This window comes from Pseudoxanthomonas beigongshangi (assembly GCF_016820515.1).
GTDB lineage: Bacteria > Pseudomonadota > Gammaproteobacteria > Xanthomonadales > Xanthomonadaceae > Pseudoxanthomonas_A > Pseudoxanthomonas_A beigongshangi.
In genome coordinates this window covers 1-15,102 of sequence record NZ_JADHDV010000017.1, presented here as the reverse complement: position 1 = coordinate 15,102, position 15,102 = coordinate 1, and the positions used below count along the sequence as shown (strand labels likewise).

At 68.2% G+C, this 15,102-nt stretch carries 20 protein-coding genes and 1 tRNA gene; 15 read left to right on the top strand and 6 right to left on the bottom strand.

Annotated elements, in window-relative coordinates:
- Positions 1-10 precede the first annotated feature (10 nt).
- The 4 genes from IQ458_RS13315 to IQ458_RS13300 all read left to right on the top strand — a co-directional run bounded on the left by IQ458_RS13315 (position 11) and on the right by IQ458_RS13300 (position 3,696).
- Entirely contained in the window at positions 11-925 is a 915-nt protein-coding gene (locus IQ458_RS13315) for an arginine deiminase-related protein (RefSeq protein WP_203323132.1), read from the top strand.
- A 148-nt stretch (positions 926-1,073) separates the two neighbouring features.
- On the top strand, positions 1,074-1,499 hold the full coding sequence (locus IQ458_RS13310; protein WP_183641430.1) for a hypothetical protein: 426 nt from the start codon (positions 1,074-1,076) through the stop codon (positions 1,497-1,499).
- A gap of 65 nt (positions 1,500-1,564) precedes the next feature.
- Complete coding sequence (locus IQ458_RS13305) at positions 1,565-2,251, top strand: response regulator transcription factor (RefSeq protein WP_141455518.1); 687 nt, start codon at positions 1,565-1,567, stop codon at positions 2,249-2,251.
- Entirely contained in the window at positions 2,251-3,696 is a 1,446-nt protein-coding gene (locus tag IQ458_RS13300; RefSeq protein WP_192197999.1) for an ATP-binding protein, read from the top strand. The genes IQ458_RS13305 and IQ458_RS13300 overlap by 1 nt, the downstream gene beginning before the upstream one ends.
- A gap of 30 nt (positions 3,697-3,726) precedes the next feature.
- Here IQ458_RS13300 and IQ458_RS13295 read toward each other — a convergent pair whose 3' ends face one another.
- Positions 3,727-4,473 carry a M90 family metallopeptidase gene (locus tag IQ458_RS13295; protein ID WP_328805183.1) on the bottom strand — a complete coding sequence of 249 codons (747 nt, stop codon included), beginning with the start codon at positions 4,471-4,473 and terminating at the stop codon, positions 3,727-3,729.
- Positions 4,474-4,476: 3 nt separating this feature from the next.
- Complete coding sequence (locus tag IQ458_RS13290) at positions 4,477-4,812, bottom strand: hypothetical protein (protein ID WP_183641428.1); 336 nt, start codon at positions 4,810-4,812, stop codon at positions 4,477-4,479.
- A 221-nt stretch (positions 4,813-5,033) separates the two neighbouring features.
- Here IQ458_RS13290 and birA point away from each other — a divergent pair, with 221 nt between their 5' ends.
- The 8 genes from birA (at position 5,034) to IQ458_RS13250 (ending at position 9,738) form a co-directional block, all read left to right on the top strand.
- Positions 5,034-6,002 (top strand): bifunctional biotin--[acetyl-CoA-carboxylase] ligase/biotin operon repressor BirA, encoded by a 969-nt coding sequence (birA, locus tag IQ458_RS13285; RefSeq protein WP_183639245.1) that lies wholly within the window; start codon positions 5,034-5,036, stop codon positions 6,000-6,002.
- Positions 5,999-6,751, top strand: coding sequence for a type III pantothenate kinase (locus IQ458_RS13280; RefSeq protein WP_183639243.1), 753 nt, complete (start codon positions 5,999-6,001; stop codon positions 6,749-6,751). The genes birA and IQ458_RS13280 overlap by 4 nt, the downstream gene beginning before the upstream one ends.
- A gap of 22 nt (positions 6,752-6,773) precedes the next feature.
- Positions 6,774-7,481 (top strand): SPOR domain-containing protein, encoded by a 708-nt coding sequence (locus IQ458_RS13275; protein ID WP_203323131.1) that lies wholly within the window; start codon positions 6,774-6,776, stop codon positions 7,479-7,481.
- Positions 7,482-7,514: 33 nt separating this feature from the next.
- A tRNA-Thr gene (locus IQ458_RS13270) sits at positions 7,515-7,590 on the top strand.
- Between the two features lie 122 nt (positions 7,591-7,712).
- A complete protein-coding gene (gene rocF / locus IQ458_RS13265) occupies positions 7,713-8,636 on the top strand; it encodes an arginase (protein ID WP_183639239.1) in 924 nt (307 codons plus the stop codon).
- A 156-nt stretch (positions 8,637-8,792) separates the two neighbouring features.
- Positions 8,793-8,945, top strand: a complete 153-nt coding sequence (locus IQ458_RS13260; protein ID WP_141455525.1) for an entericidin A/B family lipoprotein — start codon at positions 8,793-8,795, stop codon at positions 8,943-8,945.
- 192 nt (positions 8,946-9,137) lie between these two features.
- Positions 9,138-9,272 carry an entericidin A/B family lipoprotein gene (locus IQ458_RS13255; protein ID WP_141455526.1) on the top strand — a complete coding sequence of 45 codons (135 nt, stop codon included), beginning with the start codon at positions 9,138-9,140 and terminating at the stop codon, positions 9,270-9,272.
- Between the two features lie 250 nt (positions 9,273-9,522).
- A complete protein-coding gene (locus IQ458_RS13250) occupies positions 9,523-9,738 on the top strand; it encodes a CsbD family protein (protein WP_183639237.1) in 216 nt (71 codons plus the stop codon).
- A gap of 75 nt (positions 9,739-9,813) precedes the next feature.
- On the opposite strand, the gene IQ458_RS13245 is transcribed toward IQ458_RS13250, so the two are convergent.
- Positions 9,814-10,635, bottom strand: coding sequence for a hypothetical protein (locus IQ458_RS13245; RefSeq protein ID WP_203323130.1), 822 nt, complete (start codon positions 10,633-10,635; stop codon positions 9,814-9,816).
- Between the two features lie 104 nt (positions 10,636-10,739).
- Here IQ458_RS13245 and IQ458_RS13240 point away from each other — a divergent pair, with 104 nt between their 5' ends.
- The 3 genes from IQ458_RS13240 (at position 10,740) to IQ458_RS13230 (ending at position 13,458) form a co-directional block, all read left to right on the top strand.
- Positions 10,740-12,035, top strand: a complete 1,296-nt coding sequence (locus IQ458_RS13240; RefSeq protein WP_203323129.1) for a tryptophan--tRNA ligase — start codon at positions 10,740-10,742, stop codon at positions 12,033-12,035.
- A 1-nt stretch (position 12,036) separates the two neighbouring features.
- On the top strand, positions 12,037-12,336 hold the full coding sequence (locus tag IQ458_RS13235; protein ID WP_203323128.1) for a hypothetical protein: 300 nt from the start codon (positions 12,037-12,039) through the stop codon (positions 12,334-12,336).
- A gap of 192 nt (positions 12,337-12,528) precedes the next feature.
- Positions 12,529-13,458: an MBL fold metallo-hydrolase gene (locus tag IQ458_RS13230; RefSeq protein ID WP_192197993.1), complete on the top strand. Its 930-nt coding sequence runs from the start codon at positions 12,529-12,531 to the stop codon at positions 13,456-13,458.
- Here the strand turns inward: IQ458_RS13230 and IQ458_RS13225 are convergent, their stop codons facing one another.
- The 3 genes from IQ458_RS13225 to IQ458_RS13215 all read right to left on the bottom strand — a co-directional run.
- Positions 13,459-13,842: a VOC family protein gene (locus tag IQ458_RS13225; RefSeq protein WP_203323127.1), complete on the bottom strand. Its 384-nt coding sequence runs from the start codon at positions 13,840-13,842 to the stop codon at positions 13,459-13,461.
- Between the two features lie 47 nt (positions 13,843-13,889).
- Positions 13,890-14,273 carry a VOC family protein gene (locus tag IQ458_RS13220; RefSeq protein ID WP_183639225.1) on the bottom strand — a complete coding sequence of 128 codons (384 nt, stop codon included), beginning with the start codon at positions 14,271-14,273 and terminating at the stop codon, positions 13,890-13,892.
- 68 nt (positions 14,274-14,341) lie between these two features.
- A partial coding sequence (locus tag IQ458_RS13215) for a dihydrolipoamide acetyltransferase family protein (RefSeq protein WP_203323126.1) occupies positions 14,342-15,102 on the bottom strand: 761 nt, incomplete at its 5' end.

The window sequence follows — 15,102 nt, the reverse complement described above, 5'->3', positions numbered from 1 at the left end:
GCGACCCGCGATGCTCACCCGCGATATTCCGGAGTTCCTGCGTCTGGCCCGCGCCAGCGCCGCCGACTTCGGGCCCGCCACCGCGCGCGCCGCCTTCCTGGTCAGTCCGGAGGGTTTCGTCCGTGCCGACGAGTCGGCGCGCGACAACCGCTACATGGCCGATGCCGGCGGCTTCAATGCGTCGGCCGCGCTGGACGAACACCGCGCGCTGCATCGCGCGCTGTCCGCCGAGTTGCCGGTGATCGCCTTTCCGGGCAATCCGCGGACGCCGGACGCGGTGTTCCCCAACAACGTGTTCGCGACCGCGCCCGGGCGCCTGATCGTCGGCCGCATGCGCCACGAGGTCAGGCGGCGCGAGGCGGAGCGAGGCGATATCCGCGACTTCTTTCGCGACACCCTCGGTTACCGGGAAATCGACCTGTCCATCCAGCCCCATCCCTGCGAGCTGACCGGGGCGCTGGTCATCGATCGCGCACGCGGGCTGGGTTTCTGCGGCCTTTCCGACCGCTGCGACGAAGCCGGCGCGGCGCTGATGCACGAAGCGTTCGGCCTGCGCGCGACCCTGATGTTCGACCTGGCCCCGGGCGAATACCACACCAATGTCGTGCTGGCCTTACTGGCCGGGCGTGCCGTCCTGTTCGCTGCGCCGGGCTTTGCCGACCCGCGCGTGCCGGCTGCCCTGGGCGAACTCTACGGGCCACTGGCCATCGCCCTGTCGCCGGATGAACAGGCCGCGTTCGCCGCCAACGCAATCGCGCTGCGCCCGGACAGCGTCTGGATGAGCGAACGGGCGGCCCGGGCGCTTTCCGCCGATACCCGCCGACGCCTGGAAGCGCAGGCCGGGTTCGTCGTGCGCGACGTCCCGCTGGCCGCCGTCGAGGCCGGCGGGGGCTCGCTAAGATGTTGTGTCGGCGAGATTTTCTGACCGTTCCGTAAGCTGAACGGTGGCGCCAGGCTTGTGGATAAGTTCAGACCGGATTCACTGCCCGGAGCCAAGACTTTGCGTCCATTGGTCTAGAAGTGGTTTCGGGTTCCGTTCAGTTTGGGAAGCCGAGATCCGTTACGATTCCGTTATGCATCGCACACTTTCTTCCATCGCGTTCGTGGCACTGCTGGCGCTGGCCGGCATGGTGGTCGTGGCCGACGCCCGGGCGCAGGCACAAGGCCAGGGACAGGGGCGGGGACATGACGATCGTGGCGAGCGTTCGGGGCAGCGCGAACAGGGATTTCCCCGTTCCAACGATGCCCGCGACAACAACCACAATTCGCTGTCCGATTCCGTGCGCCGCGCCCAGCGCGAGCCCGGCATCCGCGTGCTGAGCGCCGAACGCGTGCCGTTCGATGGCCGGGACATCAATCGCATGAAAGTGATCGATGAGCGTGGCCGCGTGCGTTACATGGACGATGCCGGCGGCAGTCGCCGCCGCACGCCGTCGCGTGGGGGAGAAGGCGAACAGGCGCCCGCGTCTGCACGTAGTGATAACCCACCTCAACCGTAGTCTTACGTAGAATCACTCGTAAGCTCGTGGCGGCCCAGGTGCCGCCCGCATTCCAAGGAGAGTCCATGCGTATCTTGCTGGTCGAAGACGAAGCCCCCCTGCGCGAAACCCTGGCCGCCCGTCTGAAGCGCGAAGGCTTTGCCGTCGACGCCGCCCAGGACGGCGAAGAAGGCCTGTACATGGGCCGCGAAGTCCCGTTCGACGTGGGCATCATCGACCTCGGCCTGCCCAAGATGTCGGGCATGGAATTGATCAAGGCCCTGCGCGACGAGGGCAAGAAATTCCCCATCCTGATCCTGACCGCGCGTTCCAGCTGGCAGGACAAGGTCGAGGGCCTGAAGCAGGGCGCCGACGACTACCTGGTCAAGCCGTTCCATGTCGAGGAACTGCTGGCGCGCGTCAACGCGTTGCTGCGCCGTGCCGCCGGCTGGAGCAAGCCGACCCTGGAGTGCGGTCCGGTCGCGCTGGATCTGGCCGCGCAGACGGTCAGCGTCAATGGCAGCAACGTCGACCTGACCAGCTACGAGTACAAGGTGCTGGAGTACCTGATGATGCATGCCGGCGAACTGGTCTCCAAGGCCGACCTGACCGAGCACATCTACCAGCAGGATTTCGATCGTGACTCCAACGTGCTGGAAGTCTTTATCGGCCGCCTGCGCAAGAAGCTGGATCCGGAAGGCGAACTGAAGCCGATCGAGACCGTGCGCGGACGCGGCTACCGCTTCGCCATCCCGCGCACCAACGAGGCTTGATGGCGTCCCCGGCGGGCGCCGAACCCTCGGCCAGGCCGCGGCGCGCGCCGTTCGACGGCTGGCGCCCGCGATCACTGCGTGCCCGCCAACTGCTGGCCGCCAGTCTCGGACTGGTGGCCTTTCTCGCTTTGGCGGGCTACGCGCTGGATCGCGCGTTCATTGCCACCGCCGAGGACAACCTGCGCCAGCGCCTGAAAGCCTATGCGCTCAAGTACACCGACGAAATCGACTTTACCCGCGGCGGTGCGCTGATCCCGCCGTTCGACACGCCCGATCCGCGTTTCGAGATGCCCGACAGCGGCCTGTATGCGGAAGTGATCCTGCCCAATGACCGCTGGGGCTCCAACTCCACCCTCGGGCCGGTGCTGCCGGCGTCGCCGATGCTCGGCCCGCTGGAGGAAGCCTTCGACGGTCCGGTCACGTTCCGTCGCGCCGACGGCAGCGAGAGCCAGGTCTACCGCTATGGCGTGGGCTTCGTCTGGGCCGAGCGCGGCCCGGATGCGGAGTTTCCCTACAGCATCTACATCCTCGAGGACGCGCAGGCGCTCAACGCGCAGATGCGCGTGTTCCGCGGCGCGCTGTGGGTGTACCTGGGCAGCGCCGGCTTCATCCTGCTGCTGCTGCAGATGGCGGTGCTGCGCTGGAGCCTGCGTCCGCTGCGGCGCGTGATCACCGAGTTGACCCGCGTGCAGGGTGGACAGATCGACCGCATGAGCGAACGCCATCCGCGCGAACTGGAACCGCTCACCGACAGCATCAACGCCTTCATCGAGAGCGAACGCGAGAACCTGGAGCGCCAGCGCAATACCCTGGCCGATCTCGCGCACAGCCTGAAGACGCCGCTGGCGGTGCTGCGCACCCAGCTCGACAGCGGCAGCGGCGAGGCTTCGCTGCGGGAGGAACTGGACAACCAGCTCAAGCGCATGAATGGACTGGTGTCCTACCAGCTGGCGCGCGCGGCCTCCAGCGGCCACAAACTGTTCTCCGCGCCGGTGCCGATCGAACCGCATGCGGAAGAGATCGTCAGCGGCCTGGAGAAGGTCTATGCCGGCAAGCGCGTGCTGTGCGAATTCGAAATCGATCCGCAGGCGAGGTTCTACGGCGAGACCGGCGATTTGCAGGAACTGATGGGCAACCTGCTGGAGAACGCGTTCAAGTGGGCGCGTTCGCGCGTGTTGCTGACCGTGCGCCCGCTGCCCGCGGCACCGCAGCGGCGCGCCGGCCTTTACCTGTCGGTGGAGGATGACGGCCCCGGCATCACCGAGGAGAACATCCCGGTCGTCCTCCAGCGTGGCGTGCGCGGCGACGAGCGCGTGCATGGCCATGGCATCGGCCTGTCGATCGTGCAGGACCTGATCCGCGACTACCGCGGCGAGCTGCAGGTGGGACGTTCGGAGGAACTGGGCGGCGCGCAGTTCGTGGTCACCCTGCCGCAGGGACTCTGATCCGCCGCGCGGTGCGCGGCGACCCGCCGGTCACCATTCCGGCGGCGGACCATAGAACCGGCGCAGGTGTGCGGCCACGTCGGGCATGGCCTGGCGCAGCAGGCGTGGTGCGGAGAAGTGGTATTCGGTGGCCACCGCGAAGAATTCGTCCGGCCCTTCGGTCGCATAGGCGTCGATCCGGGTCTCGCGGCCGGTATCCACCTCCTGGCACAACTGATCGTAGGCACGCTGGAAATCCTGCGCCCAGCGGCGGCGCCAGTCGCCGGGCAGTGGAGGCGTCCCGTCCATCTCGCCGTCGAGCGCATCCAGCTTGTGTGCCATTTCGTGCACGGCCACGCAGAAACCGGCGTCGGGTTCGGCCAGGTCCGCCTGCACGTCCGCCCACGACAGGATCAGCGGGCCGGCATCCCAGGATTCGCCGGCCAGATCGTCTTCCCATTCGTGTTGCACGCCCGCCGCGTCGGTGTGGCTGCGGTGCACGCGGAAGGCTTCGGGATAGACGATGAGCTGCGACCAGCCGCGCCAGCCGCGATGGCCGAATTCAAGCAGCGGCAGGCAGCACAACGCGGCCAGCTGGGTGCACTGCTGGATATCGAGCGACAACTCACCCAGTGGAGTGATGGTTTTTTCGTGCAGGAAGCGCGCGGTCAGTGCGCGCAGGCGCCAGCGGCGCACGTCGTCGAGGCGCGCGATCCACGGCGTATCGAGGCAGATGCGTTGCCAGATCTCGTCATCGATGGGAGCAGGCGGACGGAACCGCCGGAGCAGTCGCAACACTGGTCAGCGAAACATGCCCGGCAGGAAGCTGTGCCATTTCGGTGCGCGCGGGCGCGGCAGCACCGGGCTTGGATCGCTTTCATCCTCGCCGCCGCCGCCGCGACTGCCCACCACCGGCAGCGTGCCGCCGGACGATGACGTGGTCGCGGGCGCATACTTGTCGCGCACCGACGCGCGCGCGGCGCGCGTGGCGGCTTCGCTGGGCGGGGATGCTTCGCTGGCCTTGTCGGCGATTTCCTGGCAAGCCGATGCGCTGACGGTCGACAACACGCGGCCGTTCTGCGCCATCGCCGGCGCACAGATGCAGGTCAGCAGGACGATGAAGCTGGCGCGAAGCATCGGAGGACTCCTGTCGGATGGCGGCCGAGGCGGCGGCCATCCTGCTGAATATAGCCGGAAACCGGGATGATGGTCTGAATAGGCCGGGGCGCGGCGAAGTCGCCCGGGAGCGGCCGGAGCGGGCCCGGCCCGCGCCGGCATAATGACGCCATGTCATGCCCGCCCGCCGCCGCCCCTGAAGCCTCCCTTCCGCCCGCCGACAACGGCCGGGAGCCGGGGCGGTGAGTGCCGAACGCGAGCTGCTGAGACGGCTGCAGGCCGGTCCCGTGTCCGGTGACGCGCTGGCCCGGGACGCGGGTCTGACCCGTGCCGCCATGTGGAAACGCATCGAGGCGCTGCGGGAGGCGGGGGTGCGCATCGACGCCAGGGCAGGCCGGGGCTATGCCCTGGCCGGGCCGCTGGACCTGCTGGATGCCGGAACAATCGGCCAGGCGCTGGACCCCGGCTGCCGGGATGGCCTGGCGGCGCTGGAAGTCGCCTGGTCGCTGGATTCGACCAACAGCGAACTGCTGCGCCGGGATACCCCCTCGCAGGGCGTGAGCGCATTGCTGGCCGAACAGCAGACCGGCGGGCGCGGACGGCGCGGGCGCCGATGGGCGTCGCCGGTCGCGGCCAACCTGTACCTGTCACTGGCACGCCATTTCTCCGGCGGGCTGGCGCGGTTGGGCGGACTCAGCCTGGTCACCGGCGTCGCGGTGGCGGAGGCGCTGCGCGCGCTGGGCTTCGCCGGCACCGGACTCAAATGGCCCAACGATCTGGTGGTGGACGGCCGCAAGCTGGGCGGCGTGCTGGTCGAAGGCGGCGGCGAACACGGCGGCCCGGTCCGGGCAATCATCGGCATCGGCATCAACGTGCGCATGCCGGCGACGTTCGCGGCCGGCATCGACCAGCCCTGGATCGATCTGGCCGCGCTGGGCGGCACCGCGCCGGATCGCAACGCGCTGGCGGCGGCGCTGCTGTCGCATCTGCTGCCCGCGCTGGACCGGTTCGATCGCGATGGCCTGGCCCCGTTCCTGCCGCGCTTCGCGTCGCTGGACGTGCTGGCCGGGCGGGAAGTGGCGATACATGGAGCGCGGCAGACACGCCACGGTGTCGCCGGCGGGCTGGCCGAGGACGGCGCATTGCGCGTCCTGATCGATGGTGCCTGGGAGAACGTGCATGCCGGGGAAATCAGTGTGAGGGCGCAATGACGCAATGGTTGTTCGATCTGGGGAACTCGCGGCTCAAGTGCACGCAACTGGATGGCGAGGGACGTCCCGGCGAGGTGATCGCGTTCGGCCATGACGAGCGTGGGTTCGCCGAAGCGCTGCGGCGGCACTTGCCGGCCGCGGCGGATTCGGCCTGCCTGGCGAGCGTGGCGTCGCCCGTGCTGACCCTGGCCGTCATCGATGTACTGACCGAAAGATTCCAGCGCATTTCACTTGCCCGCACGCAGGCCGCGTTCGCGGGCGTGCGCGTCGCCTATGCACGGCCGGAAAAGCTGGGCGTGGATCGGTTCCTGGCGATGGTCGCGGCGCATGCCCGCGGCGCGCGCGCGTGGATGATCGCCGGCATCGGCACCGCCATCACCATCGATCTCCTGGACGCACGCGGCCTGCACCGGGGCGGGCGCATCGCGCCTTCGCCCGCGCTGATGCGCGCCGCGCTGCACCAGGCCGCCGCGCAGTTGCCGGCGCAGGGTGGCATCTATCGCGAGTTCGCCGACGATACCGAGGACGCGCTGGCGTCCGGTTGCGACGGCGCCGCGTTGGGCCTGATCGAACGCAGCCTGCGGCTGGCCGCCCGCGAACTCGGCGAGACGCCGGCGCTGCTGCTGCACGGTGGTGGCGCCGAGGCATTGCGCGCCTGCCTGCCTGAAGCGGAGTTCGCCCCGTCGCTGGTACTGGAGGGCCTGGCGCAATGGGCGAAGGCCGGCCGCCCCGCCGATGCGGCGGCGTGACCGTCATGGATAGAATCCCCGCATGCTGATTCGCGCCCTGATCGTCCTGCTGGCCGTCCTCAACCTGGGCGTGGCCGCCTGGTGGCTCACCCGCTCCGAACCCGCCGCGTCGCCATTGCCGGAAGTGCCGGCGGGAGTGACCAGGCTGGAACTGGTGGAATCCGCGGTGCTGCCATCGGCTGCGCCGCAGGCGGCCGTCACCGCCGCCACGCCGCCGTCTTCGCCCGCAGCGCCGGCCAGCGTGCCGGCCGCGCCGCCAACCGCCGCGCGGGCCTGTTTCCGTGCCGGTCCGTTCGCCGAGCGGGCCGCCGCCGATCTCGCGCGTGGCCGGATTGACCCGACGGTCGGCCGCGCGATTCCACGGGAAACGCCGGGGAAGGGCGCCAGCGGCTACCGGGTCTCGCTGCCGCCAATGGCCAGCCGCGAGGAAGCGGTGGCGATGGCGCAGCGCATCGGGGCGGCGGGCTTCGACGATTTCCTGGTGATCAACCAGGGAGAGGAAACCAACGGAATCGCATTGGGTCGCTACCGCAGCCGGGAAGGCGCCGAGCGGCGCCAGGCACAACTCGCAGCGGCTGGTTTTCCCGCACGCGTCCATGCGATAGGCGAGGAGGGCCCGTCGCGCTGGTGGCTGGACGTCGCCGCCCCGGCCGGAACCACCGCCATGGCGCTGCGCCCGCTGGCCGGCGTTCCGGTGCAGCCGCAGGACTGCCCTGCCGCACTGCGGTAGAATCCCGGGACCGGCGCAACGCCGGCCCTCCGTGCCGCTTTAGCTCAGCTGGTAGAGCAACCGCCTTGTAAGCGGTAGGTCATCCGTTCGATTCGGATAAGCGGCACCATCTCGCTCTTGCGAGCGTCGATCATCAAGCGGTCCATCGCCGCCGCGCTGCTGCAGCGCCACAGCCCGGTCATGCAAATCGGACTAGACTTCCGGATCTTTCCAGAACACCGAGTGTTGCCGATGGCCCGTACGTTTCCCCCCGTTTCCCTGATAGGCGTGCCCACCGACATTGGCGCGGGGCACCGCGGCGCGCGGATGGGACCGGATGCCCTGCGCATCGCCGGTCTCGGCGAGGCGCTGGCCGGGCGCGGGGTGGACGTGATCGACACCGGCAACGTGCAGGGACCGGCGAATCCCTGGATCGATCCGGTGCGCGGCTATCGCCACCTGGACGAAGTGGTGGCCTGGAACCATGCGCTGATGGAAGCGACCGCCGCCGAGCTGGGCAAGGGTCGCCTGCCCATCATGATGGGGGGCGATCATTGCCTGGCAATCGGATCGATCACCGCCATTGCCCGCCATTGCCGCCAGCAGGGCAAGCGCCTGCGCGTGCTCTGGCTCGATGCGCATTCGGATTTCAACACCAGCGAAGTCACGCCTTCCGGCAACATCCACGGCATGCCGGTCGCGTGCCTGTGCGGCATCGGCCCGGATGCGCTGACCCGGCTGGGCGGCGACAGCCCGGCGATCACGCCGGCGATGGTGCGGCAGATCGGCATCCGCTCGGTGGATCCGGAAGAAAAGAAGCTGATCAAGGATCACGCGGTCGATGTCTACGACATGCGCTACATCGACGAGGTGGGCATGAAGCGGACCATGGAAGCGGCGCTGGAAGGCGTCGATGCCGATACCCACCTGCATGTCAGTTTCGACGTGGATTTCCTGGACCCCAGCATCGCGCCGGGCGTCGGCACCACCGTACCGGGGGGGCCGAACTACCGCGAGGCGCAACTGGTGATGGAGATGATTGCCGATACCGGCCGGATGGGCTCCCTGGACATCGTCGAACTCAATCCGGTGCTGGACCGCCGCAACCGGACCGCCAAGCTGACCGTCGATCTGGTGGAAAGCCTGTTCGGAAAATCCACCTTGATGCGCGACTGAACCGGAGCCGGCCGCAGGCTTATTCATGCCTGAATGCCGCCCGCCGCTTTCACGTGCCGTGAACGGCCGGCTGTCCATGGTGGAACCACGCTGCAAGGGTCGCCTGCCGCACCGATGCAGCATCGTTCCACCAGGCATTTCACCAAGGAGGCGAGCATGAAACGTTGGATGGCTTTGCTGATGCTGGCGATGTTTTCCACCGCGGTCCTTTCCGGCTGCAACACCATGGCCGGCGCGGGCAAGGACGTGCAGAAGGTCGGCGAGAAGGTCGAAGACAAGGCGCAGGATTGCAAGGACGGCAAGTGCTGACGTCGTAACCCCTTGGCGCAGCGACGAGGCGCGCCTTCCGGAAGGGCCGGCCATGCCGGCCCTTTCGTTTTCCGGAGCCTTGGTCAGCCCCGATGCAGCATGCTTTAATCAGACTCGCCGCCGCAGGGGAAGGCTGGCGCGGGAAGGTCGGCCGCCACTCCCCGGGAGCCAACATCAACCAGGAGCTTTCCCATGAAGCGCTACGTCGCCCTGTTGTTCATCGCCATGTTCTCGATCGCCGCGCTGTCCGGCTGCAACACCGTCAAGGGGTTCGGCAAGGACGTGCAGAAAGTGGGCGAGAAGGTCGAGGACGCCTCCGGCAAGTAAGCGCCGGTCCGCGTGCGCCGGCAGCCACTTGCTGGCGCGGGCGGGAAGGGAAGGGCCGGCATCCGCCGGCCTTTTTCCGTTGTGGAACCGACGTCGGGAAATCGGGTCTCCGGAGTTTTCGCGGCACGTTTGGCGGTAGGAAATCCGGCCGAAATAATGTGGCGTTGACGCCGCCTTGATCGTGCGGGAATGGCCGGGTTGCGATGCTGGTCGCGCGGTGTTCCCCGCCGCGAGACCAAGAGGAAATCCCATGAACCAGGACATCATCGCCGGTAACTGGAAACAGCTGAAGGGCCGCATCCAGGCCAAATGGGGCGATCTGACCGACGACGACTTCCAGGTTGCCGAAGGCAATGCCGAATACCTGGAAGGACGCCTGCAGGAACGCTACGGCTGGGGCCGCGAGCGGGCCCACGATGAAGTGAAGGCATTCGAGCGCAGCCTGCGCTCGGACATGAAGCACTGATTCGGCCGGACAACCGGTACGACGACGGGCCGCGCGAGCGGCCCGTTTCTTAGTGGCGTCCGATGGTTCCGGCGTTCAGCGCCAGCGCGGCGGATCGGCGACGAAACCATTGGGGAACGCCTGCGGCGCGCGTTCGCGATAGGACGGACGGTAGGGCGGCGGCAGGATGCCCAGGGCCACCAGCCGGCGCGGTTCGTCGTATCGGATCTGGCTGACCTGGTCGGGCGTGCGCCGGGCGCGCACGAAGTCGGTGGAACCCACCGGCGCCCATTCGCGTTCGCCGTGCCCGGTGCCGATGCGCTGGCGGCTGGCCATCGCGTCGCCGGCGGACTCGGCCGCGGTCGGTGCGGCGGCCTTCGCGTCGGCGCTTTCCGATTGCGCGCGGGAACCGGCATAAGGCGGGTAGGGCGCCGGCGTCGGGTGGACCGGATAGCGCGGCGAGTAGTAGGGCCGTGCTTCGCGGAACGCCGCGACACCGATCACCCCGACATTGCGCGGACGTCCGGTCCGCGTGGCATAGCTGTCGCCATGATCGGTGAACACGAACTGGGCGACATCCTCCAGCGACTTCCGCCAGCCGGCGATCTCGGCGGTCTCCCAGGGATCCAGCACGTAGCCGGCCTGCGAGGGCGCGGCGGTTTCGCCGGTGACCGCGTTGACGCCGTCCACCGACAGCACCACCAGCACGCGCTCGCCGGTGGTATTGGTCAGGCGTACGGCGTAGCGGTGGCCGGGCTGGCCGGCCACCCAACTATCGCCGCGATGCGGATAGCTGGGCAGCCATTGGCCGGTGTCGCGGTCGATGACCGCCACGTCCACCAGCGGCCCGGCCTCGGCGCGGGAGCAGGCGGCCAGCGGGAACAGCGAGGCAAGCAGGAGCAGGCAGGCGCGGAACATGGCGGTTCTCCGGAAGGGACGTGCGTGTCAACGCGTCGCCGTCGCGGATGGGGTTTGCGCCGGCAGCGGTTAAACTGGCCGTGTTCAGACTTCAGAAAGACGCAATGACCACCCGAGTCCTGACCGGCATCACCACCTCCGGCACCCCCCACCTGGGCAACTACGTCGGCGCGGTCCGCCCCGCCGTGGCGGCCAGCCGCAACCCGGGCGTGGAGAGCTTTTATTTCCTCGCCGACCTGCACAGCCTGATCAAGGCGCAGGATCCGGCGCGCACCCAGCGTTCGACCTTGGAAATCGCCGCCACCTGGTTGGCGGCGGGGCTGGATCCGGACAAGGTGTGGTTCTACCGGCAGAGCGACATTCCCGAGATCACCGAGCTGACCTGGTTCCTGACCTGCGTGGCGGGCAAGGGCATCCTCAACCGCGCGCATGCCTACAAGGCGGCGGTGGACAAGAACCGCGCCGACGGCGAGGACGATGACGCAGGCGTCTCCGCCGGACTGTTCATGTACCCGGTGCTGATGGCCGCCGACATCCTGATTTTCAACGCCAACCAGGTACCGGTGGGGCGCGATCAGATCCAGCACATCGAGATGGCGCGCGATTTCGGCCAGCGTTTCAATCACGTCTACGGCAAGGAGTATTTCGCGCTGCCGGAAGTGCTCATCGACGACAACGTCGCCACGCTGCCCGGCCTGGACGGGCGCAAGATGAGCAAGAGCTACAACAACACCATTCCGCTGTTCGTGCCGCGTGAGGAGCTGAAGAAGCTGGTGTTCTCGATCCTCACAGATTCGCGTGGACCTGGCGAGGCCAAGGACACCGAGGGTTCGGCGCTGTTCCAGTTGTACCAGGCCTTCGCCGGCGCGGAGGAAACCGCCGCCTTCGCCCAGGCCTTCGCCGACGGTATCGGCTGGGGCGACGCCAAGCAGAAACTGTTCGAGCGCATCGACGCGGAAATCGGCCCGCTGCGTGACAAGTACCTGGCGCTGATGGCACGGCCCGAGGAGATCGAAGCGATCCTGCGCGACGGCGCGCAGCGCCTGCGCACGAAGTACGCCATCCCGTTGCTGGCGGAATTGCGCCACGCGGTTGGCCTGCGCAACCTGGCCGAGCAGTCGGCGGTGCCCGTGAAGGCGGCCGCGGCCAAGGCCGCATTGCCGCAGTTCAAGCAGTATCGCGACAAGGACGCGCGGTTCTATTTCAAGTTCACCGACGCCGATGGCCAGTTGCTGATCCAGAGCAATGGCTTCGACGCGCCCAAGGATGCCGGCCAGATCATCGCCGTGCTGAAGCAGGCCGAGCGCGCGGATCAACTGGAAACCACCGAGATCGTGCTGCAGGTTGCCGCCGCGGAGGTGCTGGCGGCATTGAAGCAGTTGCGCGACGCCGAGGCCTGAGATGCCGTTCCTGGCGATGGTGCTGTTCCTGCCGTGGTTCGCGCTGCTGGGCACGCTGTTCTGGCTGTTTCCCCGGCAACCGCGCAGCGGCCGGCGCAAGGTATTCGACACGGCCAGCCTGGCGGTGGCGTTCGTGCTCAGCATGCTGGGCATGTACTGGGGCTACGCGCTGGGCCTGGCCGACATCGGCACCGGCGCGATCTGGAAACAGGTGCTGGCGACCCTGGTCGGCTACGGCGGTTTCCTGTTCGTGCTGACCGTGGCGGTGCTGCTGCGGTCGTGGTGGCTGGAGCGCGGCTGAGCGCGCCAGGTGGAAGCGTCCTTCCGGCTGATTGCGGGAGCGACGTGAATCGCGAAAAGAAGTGCTTCCGATTCGCGACTCACGTCGCTCCCACAGTGAGGCATGTGATGTGCTTCTGCGACCAAAGATGCATCGTGGCGGCGCCGGGACGCCGGTAGAATCGGTTCCATCCTAGCGTTACCCCACAAGCGTATGGACACCATTGGCATCCACACCATCGATACCGCGTTCCAGCGGGATCATTTCGATGCCGCCTACCTGATTGTCGAACAGGGACGTGGCGCATTCATCGATACCGGCACCAACCACGCGGTCCCGCGTTTGCTGGAGACGGCACGAAAGACGGGCCTGGCGGCGGAGGACATCGATTGGGTGCTGGTCACCCACGCGCATCTGGATCACGCCGGCGGCGCGGGCGAGTTGATGGCGCACCTGCCGCATGCGCGCCTGGTCGCGCATCCGCGAGCCGCCCCCCACCTGATCGATCCGGCCAAACTGATTGCCGGCGCCACCGCCGTCTACGGAGAAGCGGAGATGGCGCGCAGCTACGGTTCCATCCGGCCGGTGCCGGAGGAACGCGTGGTCGTCGCCGAGGACGGCCATGCGCTGGAACTGGCCGGACGCCGCCTGCAGTGCATCGACACGCCCGGGCATGCGCGCCACCATTACTGCGTGTGGGACGAACGCAGCCGCAGTTGGTTCACCGGCGACACCTTCGGTCTGTCGTATCGCGAGATGGACGGTCCGCACGGACCGTTCATCCTGCCGACCTCCTCACCGGTGCAATTCGAACCCGAGGCGCTGAAGACCTCGATCGCGCGATTGCTCGCGTACCGGCCGCGGGCGATGTACCTCACCCACTATGGCCGGGTTGAGGAACCGGACCGGCTGGCGGCGGAGCTGTTCGAACAGATCGATGCGATGTGCGTGTTGGCCCGGCAATGCGACGGCAAGCCGGACAGGCACCGCGCCATGGTCGCCGGATTGACCGCGCTGTACCAGGAACGCGCCCGCGCGCTGCGGTGCCCGCTGGACGATGCCGGCGTGACGCAGGTGCTGGAGATGGATATCGAACTCAACGCGCAGGGCCTGGCCTGCTGGCTGGATCGGGATCGCCGCTGATCAATCCCAGCGGTTCACGCCCTCGCGTTCGCCTTCACCCATCGGCACGATGCAGAAGCGCTGCCCGGTCGGGGCTTCCATCACCCACCAGCGGTCGTGGACGAAGCGGATCCGGCGCGCGCCGAGTTGTTCCAGGCGCGTGGCCTCGGCTTCCAGATCGTCGGCTTCGATATCCAGATGCACGCGGGAAGGGTGATCGACCTTCTGCACCTCCACGTGCAGTCCGCCGGCGGCGTCCTTCAGCCGGTCGTACAGGCCAACGCCGCCATCATCGGCGCTGACCACCGGCAGGCCGAGGGCGCGGCTCCAGAACGAGGAGGCGGCGCCCAGGTCGTCGGTCTGGCAATCAATGATGAATCCGGCGAGGCGGCTGTGGTGGGCCATGTCGATGCTCCGGAAAGGATGGTTTGAACGTCCGCTGGCGGGAGGCGTCAATCCCAATGGTTCGGCTCGACGCCGCGCTCGGGATGGCGCATGCGCACCACGCAGAAACGTTGCCCGGTCGGCGCTTCCATCAGCCACCAGCGTTTGACGAAACCGATGCGCTTGGCACCCAGTTTCTCCAGTCGGTCGGCTTCGGCATCCACGTCGTCGGCCTCGATGTCCAGGTGCACGCGCGAGGCGTGCGCCACCTGTTGCACTTCGACGTGCAGGCCGCCCGGCGCGCCTTCCAGCTCGGCGTAATGGGCTTCGCCATCCTGGTAGGTCTCGCCGCGCGGCAAGCCCAGCGCCTGGCTCCAGAACTGCGCGGCGGTTTCGTGATCGTGGGTCTGGCAATCGATGATGAAACCAGCCAGCCGACTGCGATGGGCCATGTTCCGTTCTCCGCGACGTGGGAGGAAACGCGACCCGCCGCCGTGTCCGGCGGCGGGTGGGGACCGGCTTACGCCGGCAATGCCAGATCGTCGATCAGCGCCTTGAGGAAGCGCGCGGCTTCGCCGCCGGTGCAGGCGCGGTGATCGAAGGTGACCGACAGCGGGATGATCTTGTGCGACTCGAAGCCGCCCATCACCGGCGTGACCTGGTGGCGGGCGCGGCCGGCGGCGACGATCGCCACGCACGGCGGCACTACCACCGGCGTGGCGTAGCGGCCGGCGAACATGCCGAAATTGGACAGCGAGATCGTGTAGCCGCTCAGCTCGGAAGCCGGGATGCTGCGATCCTCGACCTGCGCGCGCAGGCGGTTGATGCCTTCGCGCACGCCGCGCGCATCGAGGATGTCGGCATTGCGCAGGGCCGGCACGAACAGGCCGTCGTCGGTGTCCACCGCGATGCCCACGTCCACCTGCGGATGCAGGGTGCGGGTGAGCTTGTCGCCATCGAACCAGGCGTTCATCGCCGGCACCGCCTTGCAGGCGCGGACAATGGCGCGGATCAGGCGCACGGTGACGTCGTTGCCCGGCGTCCAGGCATGCACGTCGGCGTCGTCGCTGAGCGTGGTCGGTACGACCTTGGCGTGCGCGTCGGCCATCACCCGCGCCATGTTGCGGCGCACGCCCTTGAGCTGTTCCGGCTGGCCGGTGACCGCCACGCCCGGAGGCTGGGTGCGCATCGGCTTGCCGGAGGCGGACAGCGTGGTGCGCTGCGCGACGGCGGGAGCCGGCGCCGCGGTGGCTTCGGCCACGGCGGCGCGAACCGGTGCGG

Bases quoted from the DNA above. Each gene is read 5' to 3' on its own strand.
- IQ458_RS13315 (WP_203323132.1), top strand. From the start codon at position 11: ATGCTCACCCGCGATATTCCGGAGTTCCTGCGTCTGGCCCGCGCCAGC.
- IQ458_RS13310 (WP_183641430.1), top strand. From the start codon at position 1,074: ATGCATCGCACACTTTCTTCCATCGCGTTCGTGGCACTGCTGGCGCTG.
- IQ458_RS13305 (WP_141455518.1), top strand. From the start codon at position 1,565: ATGCGTATCTTGCTGGTCGAAGACGAAGCCCCCCTGCGCGAAACCCTG.
- IQ458_RS13300 (WP_192197999.1), top strand. From the start codon at position 2,251: ATGGCGTCCCCGGCGGGCGCCGAACCCTCGGCCAGGCCGCGGCGCGCG.
- IQ458_RS13290 (WP_183641428.1), bottom strand. From the start codon at position 4,812: ATGCTTCGCGCCAGCTTCATCGTCCTGCTGACCTGCATCTGTGCGCCG.
- IQ458_RS13280 (WP_183639243.1), top strand. From the start codon at position 5,999: ATGACGCAATGGTTGTTCGATCTGGGGAACTCGCGGCTCAAGTGCACG.
- IQ458_RS13275 (WP_203323131.1), top strand. From the start codon at position 6,774: ATGCTGATTCGCGCCCTGATCGTCCTGCTGGCCGTCCTCAACCTGGGC.
- rocF (WP_183639239.1), top strand. From the start codon at position 7,713: ATGGCCCGTACGTTTCCCCCCGTTTCCCTGATAGGCGTGCCCACCGAC.
- IQ458_RS13260 (WP_141455525.1), top strand. From the start codon at position 8,793: ATGAAACGTTGGATGGCTTTGCTGATGCTGGCGATGTTTTCCACCGCG.
- IQ458_RS13255 (WP_141455526.1), top strand. From the start codon at position 9,138: ATGAAGCGCTACGTCGCCCTGTTGTTCATCGCCATGTTCTCGATCGCC.
- IQ458_RS13250 (WP_183639237.1), top strand. From the start codon at position 9,523: ATGAACCAGGACATCATCGCCGGTAACTGGAAACAGCTGAAGGGCCGC.
- IQ458_RS13245 (WP_203323130.1), bottom strand. From the start codon at position 10,635: ATGTTCCGCGCCTGCCTGCTCCTGCTTGCCTCGCTGTTCCCGCTGGCC.
- IQ458_RS13240 (WP_203323129.1), top strand. From the start codon at position 10,740: ATGACCACCCGAGTCCTGACCGGCATCACCACCTCCGGCACCCCCCAC.
- IQ458_RS13235 (WP_203323128.1), top strand. From the start codon at position 12,037: ATGCCGTTCCTGGCGATGGTGCTGTTCCTGCCGTGGTTCGCGCTGCTG.
- IQ458_RS13230 (WP_192197993.1), top strand. From the start codon at position 12,529: ATGGACACCATTGGCATCCACACCATCGATACCGCGTTCCAGCGGGAT.
- IQ458_RS13225 (WP_203323127.1), bottom strand. From the start codon at position 13,842: ATGGCCCACCACAGCCGCCTCGCCGGATTCATCATTGATTGCCAGACC.
- IQ458_RS13220 (WP_183639225.1), bottom strand. From the start codon at position 14,273: ATGGCCCATCGCAGTCGGCTGGCTGGTTTCATCATCGATTGCCAGACC.